The following is a 15,430-nucleotide window of genomic DNA, read 5'->3' as shown; positions in this document are numbered from 1 at the left end:
CCCAATTAGTAAGACCCCTTGAAGACGACGAGGTAGATAGGTTGGGGGTGGAAGTGCAGTAATGCATGGAGCTGACCAATACTAATCGGTCGAGGGCTTATCCTAAAGATAAGGCGCAAGGAAGTTTCGGATCCAGTTTTCAGGGTGTAACACCTTGGAATTACGCTTGATATTCAAATTCACTTTGCTGATAATCTGAATATCTTGTAAAATTTCACTAAGCAAGTCCATTCATATGGAGAGATACCCAAGTGGCTATAAGGGGACCCTCTGCTAAGGGGTTAGACTGCGAAAGTGGTGCGAGGGTTCGAATCCCTCTCTCTCCGCCATTTAGGACAAGCTAGTGAATTATGTTATGGCGGTGTAGCTCAGCTGGCTAGAGCGTACGGTTCATACCCGTGAGGTCGGGGGTTCGATCCCCTCCGCCGCTACCATACATACCCAGGAGGCTTAGCTCAGCTGGGAGAGCATCTGCCTTACAAGCAGAGGGTCGGGGGTTCGATCCCCTCAGCCTCCACCATTGTGCCGGTGTAGCTCAACTGGTAGAGCAACTGACTTGTAATCAGTAGGTTGGGGGTTCAAGTCCTCTCGCCGGCACCATTTTTTTTGAAAAATATAGGGAACTGTGGTGTAGAGGCCTAACATGCCTGCCTGTCACGCAGGAGATCGCGGGTTCGAATCCCGTCAGTTCCGCCATTTTTCAGTTTAATATTTTCAGCGTACTAAAGTGGGAAGGGGTATCCCTCCGCACTTTATTTTTTTGCAATGGATATGGCTCGGTAGCTCAGTCGGTAGAGCAGAGGACTGAAAATCCTCGTGTCGGCGGTTCGATTCCGTCCCGAGCCACCTTTATATGGAGGATTAGCGAAGTGGCCAAACGCATCAGACTGTAAATCTGCTCCCTTACGGGTTCGGTGGTTCGAATCCATCATCCTCCACCAGTTTTATGAGCCATTAGCTCAGTTGGTAGAGCACCTGACTTTTAATCAGGGTGTCGAAGGTTCGAGTCCTTCATGGCTCATCAGAAGTCATCAACTATAAGTTGATGGCTTTTTTTGTATTGTTTTAAATTATGTTTTTATATAGCTTTTTGTTTTAAGGTATCGACAGGTTATAATAAGTTCATTATGTTCGCTTAGTGTTTATCTATATTCTAAAAAAAGTGAAGTGGTGATCGCGTGACTTTGAATACAGAGTGGATTCAGCAACAGCTTCAGAATATAATTCAAGCGCCTTTTACCATAGTGCCTTGGTGCCCAGAAATGATGGCAGAAGGAGAAACAACGGATTCAGTCATACCGGATAGATCATTTGTTAGTGAGAATAAATTATATTTTCCGTTTCGTGCATCGGCAGGTGAACTGGCTGCTTTTGCAGTAGAGGCCAGATACTTGTCGGATCGAGAACGGAAGTTGATAGAAGCGCTACTGGGGAACATGGAACAAGTTTGGCACAATGGTCCAAGCTTGTCGGTCAACCGGGCTTATAGCGAGGAAGAGCGGATGAGTCGTTTTGGACAATGGCTCATACAGCAGGCAGCCAACCTAAACAGTAAAGAAGAGGTTCCTGCTGAATTAGAACTTCGTGATCCGCTATCAGCGTGTATGGTGCCGTTTTTGCTAAATGGTGAGGGAACACAGGATGGAGCTATTACCTATACGCAGCTTCATCGATTGTTAGCGAGCTATTTTGGAGGGGATGTGCTGCTTACTCCATTAGACGAACAATCTTGGCTGATTCTCGCTAAAAAGGAGCTTTTATTAGGAGCCGACGATGAACGGGATAAAGATACTGAGACCAGAGAGGCAGATTTTGCGGAACCGCTGGAGGAGGTACTTACGGCTTTTAGCTTGGGGTTATATGAACTTATCGCGAATGAATGGGTCGGTGTATTCCATTTGGCGATTTCCAAGCCCTCGATCCCTTTGCAAAGTCTTCCCCACGAGCTGAATTTATTATGGGAGACGATCCATCTTGGCAAGCTTTTTCATGTAACAGAGCACATCCACCTTTCATGGGAGCTTCATTTGGAGAGACTGTTAAATCGCATTCCCAAGGAACAACGTGTGCTATTTTTGGAGCAAGTAATGAAGTCATCTGTCATACTGGAAGACTCAGAAACGATGGCTACATTAGATATCTTTTTTCAACTGGATTGTAATGTGAGTGAGACAGCCAAGCGTCTGTATGTTCACCGAAACACGTTGATTTACCGTTTGGACAAGATTAAACAGGAGACCGGATTGGACGTGAGGACGTTTAATGATGCGGTTTTGGTCAAACTATATCTACTATTGTACAAAGTGACAAAAAGGAAATAGCATTTTTGTGCAGTTTGCGAATAGTCATACTTTGGGTACTAGGGTAAGATACAAGTAGAAAATGTATTCGATTTCAAAACTTGACCTTGGGGAGGCAAAAGCTATGGCTGGCGTACGTTTAGAGCATATTTTTAAGAAATATCCAGGTGCAGAAAAAGCTACGGTTGTTGATGTCAATTTGGACATTCAAGATAAAGAATTTCTCGTATTGGTTGGTCCTTCCGGTTGTGGGAAGTCTACTACACTTCGTATGATTGCTGGTTTGGAGGAAATTTCAGACGGTAAATTGTACATTGGTGATCGTGTTGTGAACGATGTGGCTCCAAAAGACCGCGATATCGCGATGGTATTCCAATCCTATGCCTTGTATCCGCATATGAACGTATACCAAAATATGGCCTTTGGTCTGAAGCTCCGCAAGGTTAAAAAGGAAGAAATTGATAAACGTGTACGTGAAGCGGCTAAAATCCTTGATATTGAGCATCTGCTGGATCGCAAGCCGAAAGCGTTATCAGGCGGTCAGCGTCAGCGTGTTGCCTTGGGTCGTGCGATTGTACGTGATCCACAAGTCTTCTTGATGGATGAGCCACTGTCCAACTTGGATGCTAAGCTGCGTGGTCAGATGCGTGCGGAAATCACGAAGTTGGCTAAGCGTCTGGAAACGACCGTTATCTATGTAACACATGATCAGGTTGAAGCCATGACGATGGGTGATCGGATTGTAGTTATGAAGGATGGTATCATTCAACAAGCTGCATCCCCGGATGAACTGTACAACCGTCCAGTGAATTTGTTCGTTGCTGGTTTTATCGGCTCTCCTACGATGAACTTTATCTCGGGTAAGCTGGTTGAGAAAGAAGGTGCGTTGCATTTCGCAGCACCAGGTCTGGATCTGTTTGTACCTGAAGGTAAGGGACAGATTTTGAAAGCGAAAGGCTACATTGGCAAAGAAGTGATCTTGGGCATTCGTCCTGAGGATATTCATGAAGAGCCTGTATTCTTAGAGGCTTCTCCGAATACGATCTTTACATCCACTGTGGATGTAACGGAAAACCTCGGTCATGAAATGCTGTTGTACCTGAGCGGTGCCGGAAACGACACGATTATTGCCCGTGTAGACGGACGTTCCAATACTCGTGATGGTGTCAAGGCGAAGTTGGCTGTTGATATGAACAAAGTTCATATTTTTGATAAGGAATCGGAATTGAGCATTCTGGTTGGCGAATAAGATCAGCCTCTGGAAGAGAGTCGCAGTTTTCCCCAAGCGGAGAACTGCGACTCTTTTGTATATGATATCCGCTACTAGCTTTGGCATTGCATTCAATGGAAAATTCCGATACGATGGGTGTACAATGGTGCAGGTTTAGATTCAGACAAGGTTCGTTGGCATAAGTCCTAGATTGGGGCTTGGAGATCCAACTGTCGGGATAGGGATAGCCTGGAATCCTATTGTTAAATCAAGTGAAGTGTGGACTCATTCAGGATAGGCTGCGTGGGTTTGTATGGTTAATAGAATAATGCTACATAAATCAAATGGCGTATAGAATCCGGTTTTTGCAGATGAAGGAGAGAATACAATGGCTAAACAGGTAAAGGTATCCGAGCTTGTACAGCAGTTTCAAATGGAGGTTATTTCCGGTGAAAAAGGTCTGCGCAGACTGATCACCGTGGACGATTTGAATCGCCCAGGCCTGGAGATGGCCGGGTATTTTGAATATCATACACAGGAGCGGGTACAGCTTTTGGGAAGGTCTGAGCTGGCTTTTCTGGGTATGCTGCCTCCTGAGGAGCGACGGGATCGGATGGAGCGTTTGTGTACAGAGCTGACTCCATGTATTATCATCACACGTGGCCTGGAGGTACCGGCCGAGTTAGTGGAGGCAAGCGCAGAGCGAGATATTCCTGTACTGCGAACCAATATGGCGACGACGATTTTATCAAGCCGGATCACAGGTTTTCTGGAAAGAAAGCTGGCACCTACGGCGACTATTCATGGTGTACTGTGTGACGTGTATGGCGTGGGAATGCTTATCACTGGCAGTAGTGGAATTGGTAAGAGTGAAACAGCACTGGAACTTGTTAAACGTGGGCATCGCTTGGTAGCAGATGATGCGGTAGAAATCCGGCAAACGTCCGACTTTCAGTTGCATGGAACAGCACCTGAACTAATTCGTCACCTGCTTGAAATTCGTGGCGTGGGCATTATTAATGTGATGACACTGTTTGGTGCTGGTGCAGTTCGTAATAATAAGCGGATTACATTGGTTGTCCGTCTGGAGGCATGGCAACAGGACAAGCAGTATGACCGTCTCGGTCTCGATGAAGAAACCACACGCATTATTGATACAGATGTTCCACTCGTTACGATTCCAGTACGTCCGGGCCGAAATCTGGCTGTTATTATCGAGGTAGCGGCCATGAACTATCGGTTGAAACAAATGGGCGTTAATGCAGCTCTGCAATTTACAAACAAGCTGACTGCGACGATTTCTGAAGATATGGAAGAGATGGATTAAGGTTCGTTCGGTTGCAAGGAAGAACAAGGAGTGAGAGAAACATATGTCAACGGCAACATTACTGCTGAATCCGATTGCTTTTTCAATCGGGGCAATCAAGGTCCATTGGTATGGGCTTATTTTGGGGCTGGCGGCACTTGTGGGTTTATATCTCGCCATCCGTGAGGGAAAAAGATTCGGTATTCCGCAGGAATTCTTTATGGATATGCTGCTTCTGGGTGTTCCATCGGCCATTATTGGAGCGCGTATTTATTATGTAGCCTTCAAATGGGAAGACTACCGAGATAATCTATGGGATGTCTTTAAAATTTGGAACGGCGGTATCGCGATATATGGTGCCTTGATTGGTGCCATTATATGTGCGGTTATTTATTTCCGCTATAAAGGGTATAACTTCTGGCGTATCGCTGATATTTGTGCGCCGGGTCTATTAATCGGTCAAGCGATTGGACGCTGGGGTAATTTTGTCAATCAAGAGGCTTACGGTGGACCAACGGAAGAGACTTTTTTGCGCAATCAGCTACATCTACCGGACTTCATTGTGAATCAGATGAACGTTAACGGGGTGTTTCATCACCCTACGTTCCTGTACGAATCGCTGTGGAGTATTGTAGGCGTGATTTTGCTGCTTGTGATTCGCCGGATGAAATTTGTACGTGCGGGTGAAATGTTTGCATTTTACTTCATTTGGTACTCTATTGGTCGCTTTTTCATCGAGCGGGTGCGGACGGACAGCTTGGCCTTTCAGGGACCGGACTGGCTGGCTTCCTTTGTGAATGCTCTGTGGTCCCCTATGGTATGGCTAGGGTTTGAACCGGGGTACTTGGATCCGAATTACGGTAACGTACGGATCTCACAGTTGCTTGCTATTTTCATCATTGTAGCTGCTGTGATTTTCATCTTGGTTCGTCGTCGGAAGGGCTCAGCCGTTGCGAGATATAGCGACCCGATTGTCTCCAGCAAGACAGGGATTGATCAGGTACCTGATGTGACGCCAGAACAGGTGTCCCGTCCTGGACAGGATGCGGTTTCTCCAACTGCCACGGTGGATAAGCTATCTAAGGAAGACACGGATGAGGACAAGAAGGAGCATCTATGATAAATACGATTTTGTTTGATTTAGACGGTACCATTATGGATACGAATGAGTTGATTATCAGCACATTTTTACACATTTTGAACCATCCAGATGCTGATCCGCTAACGCGGGAGCATATTATTCCTCATATGGGGGGAACACTGGACGATCAACTCCGTACTTTTACGGGATTAACGGATGTATCTGGGCTAATTAAAGACTACCGTGCTTATAATCAAATTCATCATGATCAAATGGTGAAGCCATTTCCACATGTTATTGAGGTTATTCAGGAGCTGCGCGCACGAGGAATTAAGCTAGGGGTTGTGACAACCAAGATACGACCATCCACGATGCGTGTACTTAACCTGTTTGATCTGACTTCGTCTATGGATTACATTGTGACGGTTGACGATGTGGAACATCCGAAGCCTCACGCGGAGCCAGTGCTCAAGGCTTTGGCAGGTTTAAATGCTAAAGCGGAACATACGTTGATGGTTGGTGACAGTTCCTTTGATATTTTGTCAGCTCAGGCGGCAGGTGTGAAATCTGCTGGGGTGGCCTGGTCGCTCAAGGGTGAGGAAACTTTGCGCGGATATGGACCAGACTACATGCTATATGATATGAGGGATCTGCTGAAGCTGGAGCTTCAAGGTGTCAATGTATCGTGAGAAAGGTGAACCGCTATCCTGTAGAAGGTCCCAATGCGTTGTGGCAAATTTATCGGACGGTGAGCCCTTGGAAAGGCATTAAGAACTTCATTTTTATACAGATTGCCCGGTATTGTCCTGTGCTTTCTCTGAAAAATGCTATTTACCGCAGAATACTGGGGATGAAGGTGGGGGAACATGCTGCTTTTGGCCTGATGGTGATGGTGGATGTTTTTTTCCCAGAGCATATTACGATCGGGAACAATTCGGTCATTGGATATAACACGACCATACTGGCTCATGAATACCTTATACAGGAGTATCGCATCGGTAAAGTGGTGATCGGGGATCGTGTGCTGATCGGCGCGAATACAACCATATTGCCGGGTGTTACCATCGGTGACGGAGCTGTTGTAGCGGCCGGAGCGGTTGTGCATAAAGATGTACCGGCAGGTGCATTTGTAGGCGGTAATCCGTTGCGTGATTTAAGACGCTCTGGTGTGGATGAAAAGTAAATAGCACGATAAGAAAGGCCCCTTATGTGTTAAGGGGTCTTTCTTGTGCTGTTTTTCTGTATAATAAGTGGGGTAATGCATATTGGTTATGTTTAAAAATTGATAATAAATATTTTTGCAAGGCGATATGGGAGCGTGTTGATTTGGTCAAAAAAGAACGTATACCAGAGCTTGATATTTACCGGGGAATATTAATTGCGGCCGTCATTACCATTCATGCGACTTCAATGGCATTGATTGATGCGCGTCATTCTCTATTGTTTTATCCCTTTTTATTTTTAAATATGTTTAGCAGCTTTGCAGTGCCTGTATTTATTTTTGTGAGCGGTTTTGTTTTATTTTACAATTATGTCGATCGGCCACTTCGTGGAAAGAGTATGCTTTTGTTTTTTCGAAAAAGACTGATGTTTATTGTGTTACCCTACGTTTTATTTTCTCTTATGTACTATTTGACCTTGGTGACACGTGGGTTGATGCCGCTTAGTGATCTTCCGCTCGTGCTGCTAACGGGAAAGGCGTATACGCATTTGTATTATGTTATTATTATCATCCAATTTTATTTGGTCTTTCCGCTACTGTTGTGGGGAGTGCAGCGTTTACGTCATTGGATATCGAGTCCACGGAGAGCAGCTTTTGTCATTTTGGCAGTAGGGTTGGTCATTCAATGGGGGTTTGTACTGCTGAACAAATATGTTTGGCAAGAGGAGAGAGGAAGCCTTGCAATTACGTATATCAGTTACTTTGCCTTGGGTGCCGCTGTAGCGATTGGATATGAAGGGTTTAAAAAGTGGCTTTTTCCAGTCCCAGGTACGGTAATGGGTCGCGGCCAGTTGATCAGCTGGTGGGCCCTGTGGGCGGCTTGGTTATTACTCGGGATCGTTTATGTACAAATATGGTTTATAGCCTACCGCAAAGCCATTTATGCGGACTCGCTGGTCTATGAACTGCTACATAATGCATATGCTCTCGTATCTGCATTGGTGCTGTTTCAGTTATCGGTTTTATTATATCGTCATACTAGTGATAGACTGCGAATGTTCATCAGTTGGCTGGGAGCATGTTCTTTCGGTATATATTTACTTCATCCGGCGTTATTACGAGTGTATCGCAAACTGGATTTGCATGGTACACCGATAGAATATGTCTTCTCTGTTGCTGGCGGATGGGTGTTGGCGCTGTTTGGATCATGGCTGATTGTGACGTTGTTTTTTCGATATGTACCATTTTCATGGATCGGTTTGGGCACAGTTCCGAAGTTTCCATCCCAGAGTAAAGATGAACAGGCAAACTGCTAAATATTTTGACTTAGACTGTTGGCTTAAGGCTGACAGTCTTTTTTTAGGATTCATGCATTTTGTATTGGATAAAATATGGAGAGGGGCAGCGATTGTCTAAGCTGTAAAAATGGGCTGCTTCGTTTGGTTGACGTTCATAAGTAGGGCATGATAATATATCGAATATACTTTAGTTTGTTAGCACTTTACCATGATAAAGATATTGAAATCATGAGGTGATAGAGATGTCTAAGCCAAAAGGATTCGAGATTCCTATAGGGGTTCGGGATTACCTTCCACGTGCAGTGTCGAAGCTGCGGGCCATTGAACTGAATGTACTCGCTTGTATGGAACGTTGGGGTTACCGTCAGATTATGACGCCTACGATGGAATACTACGATACGGTAGGAGTAGCTAGCTCTACTTCTGATCGGAAGCTGTTTAAATTGCTCAACAACCGAGGGACTACGTTGGTACTTCGTTCTGATATGACTGCTCCAATTGCACGGGTGGTATCTTCGTTGCTAAAGGAAGAGGAAGTACCGCTTCGCCTTTCCTATCACGCCAATGTATTTCGAGCGATTGAGGAAGAGGCAGGAAGAGAGGCAGAGTTTTTCCAAACAGGCGTGGAACTGGTAGGGGATGACTCACCTGAGGCTGATGCAGAAGTTGTAGCATTGGCCATTGCATCATTGCAGGCAGCGGGTGTTACCTCTTTTAAAATCGCCATGGGACATGTGGGATTCCTGAACGGGTTGTTTGAGGAAATTATTCCAGGTCGACAGGCTGAACAGCAAGCACTAAAAGAACTGTTGCTCAATCGTGATGTAGTGGGCTACCGAACGGCGATTGAAGCTTTAGGTTTGGCGCCCGAGCATCGCGATAAGCTGGAGGCCATTCTTCGGCTGCGTGGCGGGAAGGAAATTTGCGAGCAGGCTACCCGCCTTAGTGTGGAGCAACAGACGATTCAATCCATTGCACATTTATGCGAGGTGTGGGAAGTGCTGGAGGCATACGGCGTATCTGAGCATGTGTTAATTGACCTTACCATGATCGGTGATTTTTCATATTATACAGGAATGACTTTTGAGGGCTATGCAGCGGAAATCGGGTTCCCGGTATGCAACGGAGGTCGTTATGACAATCTGCTTCAGCAGTTTGGGCGATCTGTACCAGCAACGGGATTCGCATTGAAGACGAACCGAATCGTCGATGGTGTGGATGGTATTGCAATTGAGACGAAGCGTCCTGTACTTATTCGTTATGACGAGCAGGAACGTCGAGAGGCGTTATCTGCAGCGGCACAGCTACGTGCAGAGGGGCTTACTGTGGTGACAGGACTCACGGGGGGACCGGAAGATCGACGTCGTGAGCAGCAGGATCTGTACGCAGAGGTATACAGCTACACAGCTGAAGGAAGACAGCCCGTACAAAGGAGGGAATTGCCATGACGGAAACATTGAAGGTAGCCATGCCGAAGGGACGGATTTATAAGCAGGCTTCCAAGTTGTTTCGCCAGGCAGGGGTTCCAATTCCACTGGATGTGGACGAAACCCGCAAGCTGGTCATTCCATTGCCTGAGCTGGGGATGGAATTTATTATGGCGAAGCCCGTGGATGTTCCTACGTATGTGGAGTACGGTGCAGCTGACATCGGCATTGTAGGTAAGGATGTTTTGCTGGAAGAAAACAAGGATGTATATGAGCTGCTGGATCTGGGGATTGCCCGTTGCCGGATGTCGGTGATTGCTTTACCCGATTGGCAACCAGGTATTCGTCAGCGGGTCGCAACCAAATATCCAAATGTGGCTTCCCAGTATTTTCGGGAGCAAGGTCAGCAGGTGGAGGTCATTAAGCTGAATGGCTCCATCGAGCTAGCGCCGTTAATTGGTCTGGCAGATCGCATTGTAGATATGGTGGAGACGGGGCAGACCTTGCGGGAGAACGGATTGGTTGAGCAGATTAACATACTAGATATTACCAGTCGTTTGATTGCCAACCGGGTCAGTTACCGGATGAAAAATGGTCCGATTCAGGCATTGTGTGATCGATTGCATCAGGTGATTCCAACTGAAGTAGTACCGAAGGATTAAAGGCATTAAAGGCATTAAGGGGATTAAGGAACGGAGCAACGGTTCAGGAGCATTCTGCAAGCAAGCAGCAGGTAGGGGGAATGAGCAAATGAAGATCGTAGCAGCCCGTGATTTCAGCCTCCAACGAGAGGTAGATTACGGAACACCTGAGCAAAACGAGGCTGTGCGTACGATTATTCAATCGGTACGCCAAGAGGGAGATGAGGCTGTCCTGCGGTATACAGAAATGTTTGACGGTGTATCGCTGACAGCGGAGCAGCTTCGTGTGACAGATGGAGAATTAAAGTTGGCCTATGATAAGGTAGAGCCTTCATTTATACAGGCGATTCGAGAAGCGGCCGCTCATATTCGCGCTTTTCATACCAAGCAAAAGCGTAACTCATGGATAGATTTACAATCAGATGGTAGCTTGCTCGGTCAAATCATCCGACCATTGAAACGTGTAGGCGTGTATGTTCCAGGTGGTAAAGCTGCCTATCCCTCCTCGGTATTGATGAATGTTATTCCAGCTCAAGTGGCTGGAGTACCGGAGATCGTCATGGTGACACCCCCGGCGACAGGCGGCAAGGCAGGGATCGACCCCTATACACTGGTAGCTGCGGCAGAGGCTGGTGTAACGGAAATATACAGGGTTGGCGGAGCGCAGGCTATTGCCTCGCTTGCATACGGGACACATAGTATTGAACCGGTTGATAAAATTTGCGGTCCCGGCAACATTTATGTAGCGCTGGCGAAGCGAGAGGTATACGGTGCAGTGGATATCGACAGTATTGCGGGACCAAGTGAAATTGTCGTATTGGCAGACGACACGGCGAATCCCTCTTATGTAGCGGCCGACCTACTTTCACAGGCGGAACATGACGAAATGGCCTCAGCCATTCTGGTTACGCCTTCGCAACGCTTGGCCGAAGAAGTATTAGCCGAGGTACAGCGCCAATTGGCGGAGTTGCCGCGCAGAGATATCGCTGCTGCATCGGTGGAGGCATACGGAGCCATCATTGTCGTTGACAATTTGGAAGAGGGCATCCGTATTGTCAACCGGCTTGCGCCCGAGCATTTGGAGATCATGACAGAGCAGCCGATGGAGCATATGGGGCTGATTGAAAATGCGGGAGCTATTTTTCTGGGAGCGTACAGCTCAGAGCCGGTAGGCGATTATTTTGCCGGACCAAATCACATCATTCCGACGAATGGAACAGCACGCTTTTCTTCGCCAGTGGATATTGATGATTTTATCAAGAAGTCGAGTATGATCTATTACAGCAAGGAAGCACTGCTGCGCAATGGAGAGACCATTATGCAGCTTGCCCGGCATGAAGGGCTGGAAGGCCACGCACGGGCGATACAAGTTCGATTGGACAATGAGAAGAAGGCGGTGGATGGCGATGGGGAACGAAAATAGCAAAGCAGAGCGTACAGGCAGTGTCAGCCGGAAAACGAACGAAACAGACATTCAGCTGTCATTTGCAGTAGACGGGACAGGGCAGGCCGAGATTGAAACGGATGTTCCTTTTCTGAATCACATGCTGGATTTGTTCACCAAGCACGGACAATTTGATCTAAATGTACAGGCCAGAGGGGATGTGGACATTGACGATCATCATACCGTCGAGGACATTGGGATCTGTCTGGGGCAAACCTTGCTGGAAGCATTGGGTGATAAAAAGGGTATCAAGCGCTATGCCAGCGTCTTTGTACCGATGGATGAGGCACTCGCGCAGGTTGTTATTGATCTGAGCAATCGACCTCATTTTGAGTATCGTGCAGAGTACCCGTCTCAGCAGGTAGGCAGCTTCTCGACAGAGCTGGTGCATGAATTTCTATGGAAATTTGCATTGGAGGCTCGCATGACGCTGCACGTCATTGTTCACTACGGGCAAAATACCCACCATATGATTGAGGCGGTGTTCAAAGCACTGGGGCGTGCTTTGGATGAGGCGACCTCCATTGATCCACGAGTGACAGGAGTGCCTTCAACGAAGGGAGTGCTGTAGTCCATGTCCATTGCCATTGTGGATTACGGCAGAGGGAATCTGCATAGTGTGAGCAGGGCGGTTGAGCGCCTTGGCTATGAGGCTGTAGTGACAGGAGATGCTCAAGTGATTCGTGCCTGTAGCGGTGTAATTTTGCCGGGTGTAGGGGCTTTCGGGGATGCGATGGAACATCTGCGTTCCAGCAGATTGGATCGGGTTATTCAGGAGGTTGCAAGTGCTGGACAACCGCTGCTCGGTGTTTGTTTGGGAATGCAGCTATTATTCACTCGTGGTGAAGAATACGGCAGTCACGAAGGACTTAATATATTACCAGGCGAGGTCGTTCGGTTTGCTCCTGATCTGGGCGTTAAAGTGCCACATATGGGCTGGAATCGTCTGCATATCACCCAGCCAGAGCACCCGTTATTGCAGGGCTTGGAGGAAGGGCATGTATATTTTGTGCATTCCTATCATGCAAAGCCGGAGATCGAAAGTGACCTGCTGGCAGTAACCGACTATGGTGGAGCTGTAACGGCTATTGTTGGCAGAGGCCATGTATACGGTATGCAGTTCCATCCGGAGAAAAGCGGAGAAATGGGGATGCGTCTGCTTCGTCAGTTTTTGGAATTGGCGGAAGCGGAAAAGCGAGCATAACTACTTGAGCGTTTGTGTTAGTAGGCTCAAATTTGGGCGTTGATGGGTGTGAAGGTATATAGCTGTTGATTAGTTCATAAGGGGGTCATACTTTGTTCACGATATACCCGGCGATTGATATTCGCGATGGCAAATGTGTACGACTGGTACAAGGTGATTATAACCAGGAGACAATATACAACGAAAATCCGGTGGAAGTAGCACGAGAATGGGAGCGCTTGGGCGGCTCCTACATTCATTTGGTTGATTTGGACGGTGCCAAAGCAGGTCAACCGGTGAATGATGCGCTCATTGGACGGATTGCTTCTGCGGTGCAAGTGCCTGTACAAGTGGGCGGCGGCTTACGTACGCGCGAGCATGTGGAGCGGCTGTTGTCGCTGGGCGTGAGCCGGGTGATTTTGGGCACGGCAGCTATTGAGGATCGTGCTTTTACGGAAGCGGTATTGGGTACCTACGGTGATCGGATCGCCATCGGTCTAGATGCGCGAAATGGCTATGTGGCTACGCGTGGATGGCTCGAAACCTCGGAGGTTCGAGCAGATGAATTGGCTGCTGAACTGGCCTCCAAGGGAGCTGAAACATTTATTTTCACAGACATTTCTCGTGACGGCATGATGCAGGGCCCGAATGTGGAGGCAATCGCAGCGCTTGCCAAAAGCAGTGGACGAACCGTGATTGCATCCGGCGGTGTCAGCAAGATGAATGATCTAATCACACTGAGCACCTATGCGAAAGAAGGCGTAGGTGGTGCAATTGTGGGTAAAGCATTGTATACAGGGAGCATTGATTTACAGGTTGCCGTACAAGCTGTAGCAAAGGCATAGGGGGAGTAGGCATGCTGGCTAAACGTATTATTCCCTGTCTGGATGTAAAGGATGGCAGGGTGGTTAAGGGCGTTAATTTTGTGAACTTGCGCGATGCAGGTGACCCAGTGGAGCTGGCTGCGCTTTATGACCGGGAAGGGGCGGACGAAATCGTATTTCTGGATATATCCGCTTCGGTTGAAGGTCGTGCCACGATGGAAGAAGTAGTTCGACAGACAGCCGGAGAAATTGCTATTCCTTTCACCGTAGGTGGCGGGATATCTCATGTCGATGATATGAAACGCATTTTGCGTGCCGGTGCTGATAAAATCGGCGTAAATACGGCGGCTGTCCGCAACCCTCAGCTGATCGCGGAAGGTGCGCGCAGCTTTGGTTCACAATGTATCGTTGTTGCCATCGATGCCAAGTACAATGAGGCGTGGGGCGAATGGGAAGTATACACGCACGGAGGCCGCACGCCATCGGGTATTCGCGCCTTGGCCTGGGCCAAGGAAGCAGAGCATCTGGGGGCCGGTGAGATTCTGCTGACCAGCATGAATGCAGACGGAACTAAGGATGGCTTTGACCTGCCGCTGACTTCCGCGGTTTCGGATACCGTAGGGATTCCAGTGATTGCTTCCGGCGGAGCAGGCAAACAGGAACATTTCTATGACGTGTTTACGTCAGGTAAAGCGGATGCTGGATTAGCAGCAACGATTTTTCACTATAAAGAAATCGGAATCCCTGAGCTGAAACGGGATTTGAAGCGCAGAGGAGTGGAGATACGATGAGCAACGAATTGAACCAACAGCTATCTCTGGAGCAGATACTGGATAATGTCCGCTGGAACGAGGCGGGGCTTGTCTCGGCGATTGTGCAGGATGATGCTACACTTCAGGTGTTGACGCTGGCCTATATGAACCGCGAGTCGCTGAAACGGTCTTTGGAGTCAGGAGAGACCTGGTTCTGGTCACGTTCCAGACAGGAGCTGTGGCACAAAGGAGCAACTTCTGGGAATACGCAAAAGATCTCCTCCATCCAGCTGGATTGTGACGGCGATGCTCTATTGGTGCGTGTCATTCCGAGCGGTCCGGCCTGTCATACAGGCACAACGAGTTGCTTTTCTCGTGATATTTCCGTGCCAGGAACAGCTGTAACACCTGTGGCAGGAAAAGCAGGAGCTCAAGTGTCGGTAACTCGTACCGATGCTATTCCCATTTCTTCAGAAGGCCGCTTTGAGGTGCTTGCCCAATTGGAAGCAATTATTAAGGAACGCGAGGAGACGCGTCCTGAAGGAGCCTACACGACCTATCTTTTTGATAAAGGTGTAGACAAAATCCTGAAAAAGGTTGGCGAAGAAGCATCCGAGACCATCATTGCAGCCAAAAATAAAGATAATGAGGAGTTGCGTCTGGAGGTCAGCGACCTGATTTATCACCTGCTGGTGCTGTTGCAGGAGCGCAAGCTACCACTCGATGACGTGCTGGCTGAGCTGAATCGCCGTCATGAACGTCCTCGTCGTGATTAGAACGGCTGTTGCAGGGTTTGAAAGGG

15 protein-coding genes, 8 tRNA genes and 1 rRNA gene are annotated in these 15,430 nt (G+C 47.8%); all 24 read left to right on the top strand.

The genetic code is table 11. The features are described 5' to 3' along the window. Window positions 1-105: ribosomal RNA gene (locus OIU26_RS20100) — 23S ribosomal RNA — on the top strand; the annotation flags it as partial. Between the two features lie 132 nt (window positions 106-237). Further along, window positions 238-329, top strand: a tRNA-Ser gene (locus OIU26_RS20095). A 28-nt stretch (window positions 330-357) separates the two neighbouring features. Continuing rightward, a tRNA-Met gene (locus tag OIU26_RS20090) sits at window positions 358-434 on the top strand. A gap of 10 nt (window positions 435-444) precedes the next feature. Then, window positions 445-520 (top strand) — tRNA-Val (locus OIU26_RS20085). Window positions 521-524: 4 nt separating this feature from the next. Next, window positions 525-600: transfer RNA gene (locus OIU26_RS20080), tRNA-Thr, on the top strand. 19 nt (window positions 601-619) lie between these two features. Continuing rightward, a tRNA-Asp gene (locus OIU26_RS20075) sits at window positions 620-696 on the top strand. Window positions 697-773: 77 nt separating this feature from the next. Next, window positions 774-846: transfer RNA gene (locus OIU26_RS20070), tRNA-Phe, on the top strand. Between the two features lie 9 nt (window positions 847-855). After that, window positions 856-941: transfer RNA gene (locus OIU26_RS20065), tRNA-Tyr, on the top strand. A gap of 7 nt (window positions 942-948) precedes the next feature. Further along, window positions 949-1,021 (top strand) — tRNA-Lys (locus OIU26_RS20060). 157 nt (window positions 1,022-1,178) lie between these two features. Beyond that, the gene (locus OIU26_RS20055; protein ID WP_264217790.1) at window positions 1,179-2,321 is read left to right on the top strand and encodes a helix-turn-helix domain-containing protein; all 1,143 of its coding nucleotides are present in this window, start codon (window positions 1,179-1,181) and stop codon (window positions 2,319-2,321) included. Between the two features lie 103 nt (window positions 2,322-2,424). Further along, on the top strand, window positions 2,425-3,549 hold the full coding sequence (locus OIU26_RS20050; protein WP_013368790.1) for an ABC transporter ATP-binding protein: 1,125 nt from the start codon (window positions 2,425-2,427) through the stop codon (window positions 3,547-3,549). A gap of 349 nt (window positions 3,550-3,898) precedes the next feature. Next, on the top strand, window positions 3,899-4,837 hold the full coding sequence (gene hprK, locus OIU26_RS20045; RefSeq protein WP_013308232.1) for an HPr(Ser) kinase/phosphatase: 939 nt from the start codon (window positions 3,899-3,901) through the stop codon (window positions 4,835-4,837). 43 nt (window positions 4,838-4,880) lie between these two features. Next, entirely contained in the window at window positions 4,881-5,936 is a 1,056-nt protein-coding gene (gene lgt, locus OIU26_RS20040; protein ID WP_013368791.1) for a prolipoprotein diacylglyceryl transferase, read from the top strand. Continuing rightward, window positions 5,933-6,586, top strand: coding sequence for a pyrophosphatase PpaX (gene ppaX / locus OIU26_RS20035; protein ID WP_165084346.1), 654 nt, complete (start codon window positions 5,933-5,935; stop codon window positions 6,584-6,586). The genes lgt and ppaX overlap by 4 nt, the downstream gene beginning before the upstream one ends. Next, window positions 6,583-7,080: an acyltransferase gene (locus OIU26_RS20030; protein WP_165084348.1), complete on the top strand. Its 498-nt coding sequence runs from the start codon at window positions 6,583-6,585 to the stop codon at window positions 7,078-7,080. The genes ppaX and OIU26_RS20030 overlap by 4 nt, the downstream gene beginning before the upstream one ends. Window positions 7,081-7,223: 143 nt before the next feature. Then, window positions 7,224-8,375, top strand: a complete 1,152-nt coding sequence (locus tag OIU26_RS20025) for an acyltransferase (protein WP_013368794.1) — start codon at window positions 7,224-7,226, stop codon at window positions 8,373-8,375. Between the two features lie 224 nt (window positions 8,376-8,599). Beyond that, window positions 8,600-9,805: an ATP phosphoribosyltransferase regulatory subunit gene (locus tag OIU26_RS20020; RefSeq protein ID WP_264217789.1), complete on the top strand. Its 1,206-nt coding sequence runs from the start codon at window positions 8,600-8,602 to the stop codon at window positions 9,803-9,805. Next, on the top strand, window positions 9,802-10,446 hold the full coding sequence (gene hisG / locus OIU26_RS20015; protein WP_264217788.1) for an ATP phosphoribosyltransferase: 645 nt from the start codon (window positions 9,802-9,804) through the stop codon (window positions 10,444-10,446). Before OIU26_RS20020 ends, hisG begins: the two co-directional genes overlap by 4 nt. An 88-nt stretch (window positions 10,447-10,534) precedes the next feature. Then, complete coding sequence (gene hisD, locus OIU26_RS20010; protein WP_264217787.1) at window positions 10,535-11,848, top strand: histidinol dehydrogenase; 1,314 nt, start codon at window positions 10,535-10,537, stop codon at window positions 11,846-11,848. Further along, entirely contained in the window at window positions 11,832-12,440 is a 609-nt protein-coding gene (gene hisB / locus OIU26_RS20005; protein ID WP_025675860.1) for an imidazoleglycerol-phosphate dehydratase HisB, read from the top strand. Before hisD ends, hisB begins: the two co-directional genes overlap by 17 nt. Window positions 12,441-12,443: 3 nt before the next feature. Beyond that, window positions 12,444-13,073, top strand: a complete 630-nt coding sequence (gene hisH / locus OIU26_RS20000) for an imidazole glycerol phosphate synthase subunit HisH (protein ID WP_264217786.1) — start codon at window positions 12,444-12,446, stop codon at window positions 13,071-13,073. A gap of 92 nt (window positions 13,074-13,165) precedes the next feature. Beyond that, window positions 13,166-13,897 (top strand): 1-(5-phosphoribosyl)-5-[(5-phosphoribosylamino)methylideneamino]imidazole-4-carboxamide isomerase, encoded by a 732-nt coding sequence (gene hisA, locus OIU26_RS19995; protein ID WP_264217785.1) that lies wholly within the window; start codon window positions 13,166-13,168, stop codon window positions 13,895-13,897. 11 nt (window positions 13,898-13,908) lie between these two features. Further along, a complete protein-coding gene (gene hisF, locus OIU26_RS19990) occupies window positions 13,909-14,667 on the top strand; it encodes an imidazole glycerol phosphate synthase subunit HisF (protein ID WP_165084360.1) in 759 nt (252 codons plus the stop codon). After that, window positions 14,664-15,404, top strand: a complete 741-nt coding sequence (hisIE, locus tag OIU26_RS19985) for a bifunctional phosphoribosyl-AMP cyclohydrolase/phosphoribosyl-ATP diphosphatase HisIE (RefSeq protein WP_264217784.1) — start codon at window positions 14,664-14,666, stop codon at window positions 15,402-15,404. Before hisF ends, hisIE begins: the two co-directional genes overlap by 4 nt. The last annotated feature ends 26 nt before the right edge of the window (window positions 15,405-15,430 follow it).

This window comes from Paenibacillus sp. BT-177 (assembly GCF_025846815.2).
GTDB lineage: Bacteria > Bacillota > Bacilli > Paenibacillales > Paenibacillaceae > Paenibacillus > Paenibacillus polymyxa_C.
The sequence above is the reverse complement of the archived record's forward strand: the minus strand, read 5'-3'. Positions and strand labels throughout refer to the sequence as shown.

Bases quoted from the DNA above. Each gene is read 5' to 3' on its own strand.
- ppaX (WP_165084346.1), top strand. From the start codon at position 5,933: ATGATAAATACGATTTTGTTTGATTTAGACGGTACCATTATGGATACG.
- OIU26_RS20020 (WP_264217789.1), top strand. From the start codon at position 8,600: ATGTCTAAGCCAAAAGGATTCGAGATTCCTATAGGGGTTCGGGATTAC.
- hisIE (WP_264217784.1), top strand. From the start codon at position 14,664: ATGAGCAACGAATTGAACCAACAGCTATCTCTGGAGCAGATACTGGAT.
- hisF (WP_165084360.1), top strand. From the start codon at position 13,909: ATGCTGGCTAAACGTATTATTCCCTGTCTGGATGTAAAGGATGGCAGG.
- hprK (WP_013308232.1), top strand. From the start codon at position 3,899: ATGGCTAAACAGGTAAAGGTATCCGAGCTTGTACAGCAGTTTCAAATG.
- hisG (WP_264217788.1), top strand. From the start codon at position 9,802: ATGACGGAAACATTGAAGGTAGCCATGCCGAAGGGACGGATTTATAAG.
- lgt (WP_013368791.1), top strand. From the start codon at position 4,881: ATGTCAACGGCAACATTACTGCTGAATCCGATTGCTTTTTCAATCGGG.
- OIU26_RS20050 (WP_013368790.1), top strand. From the start codon at position 2,425: ATGGCTGGCGTACGTTTAGAGCATATTTTTAAGAAATATCCAGGTGCA.
- hisD (WP_264217787.1), top strand. From the start codon at position 10,535: ATGAAGATCGTAGCAGCCCGTGATTTCAGCCTCCAACGAGAGGTAGAT.
- hisB (WP_025675860.1), top strand. From the start codon at position 11,832: ATGGGGAACGAAAATAGCAAAGCAGAGCGTACAGGCAGTGTCAGCCGG.
- hisH (WP_264217786.1), top strand. From the start codon at position 12,444: ATGTCCATTGCCATTGTGGATTACGGCAGAGGGAATCTGCATAGTGTG.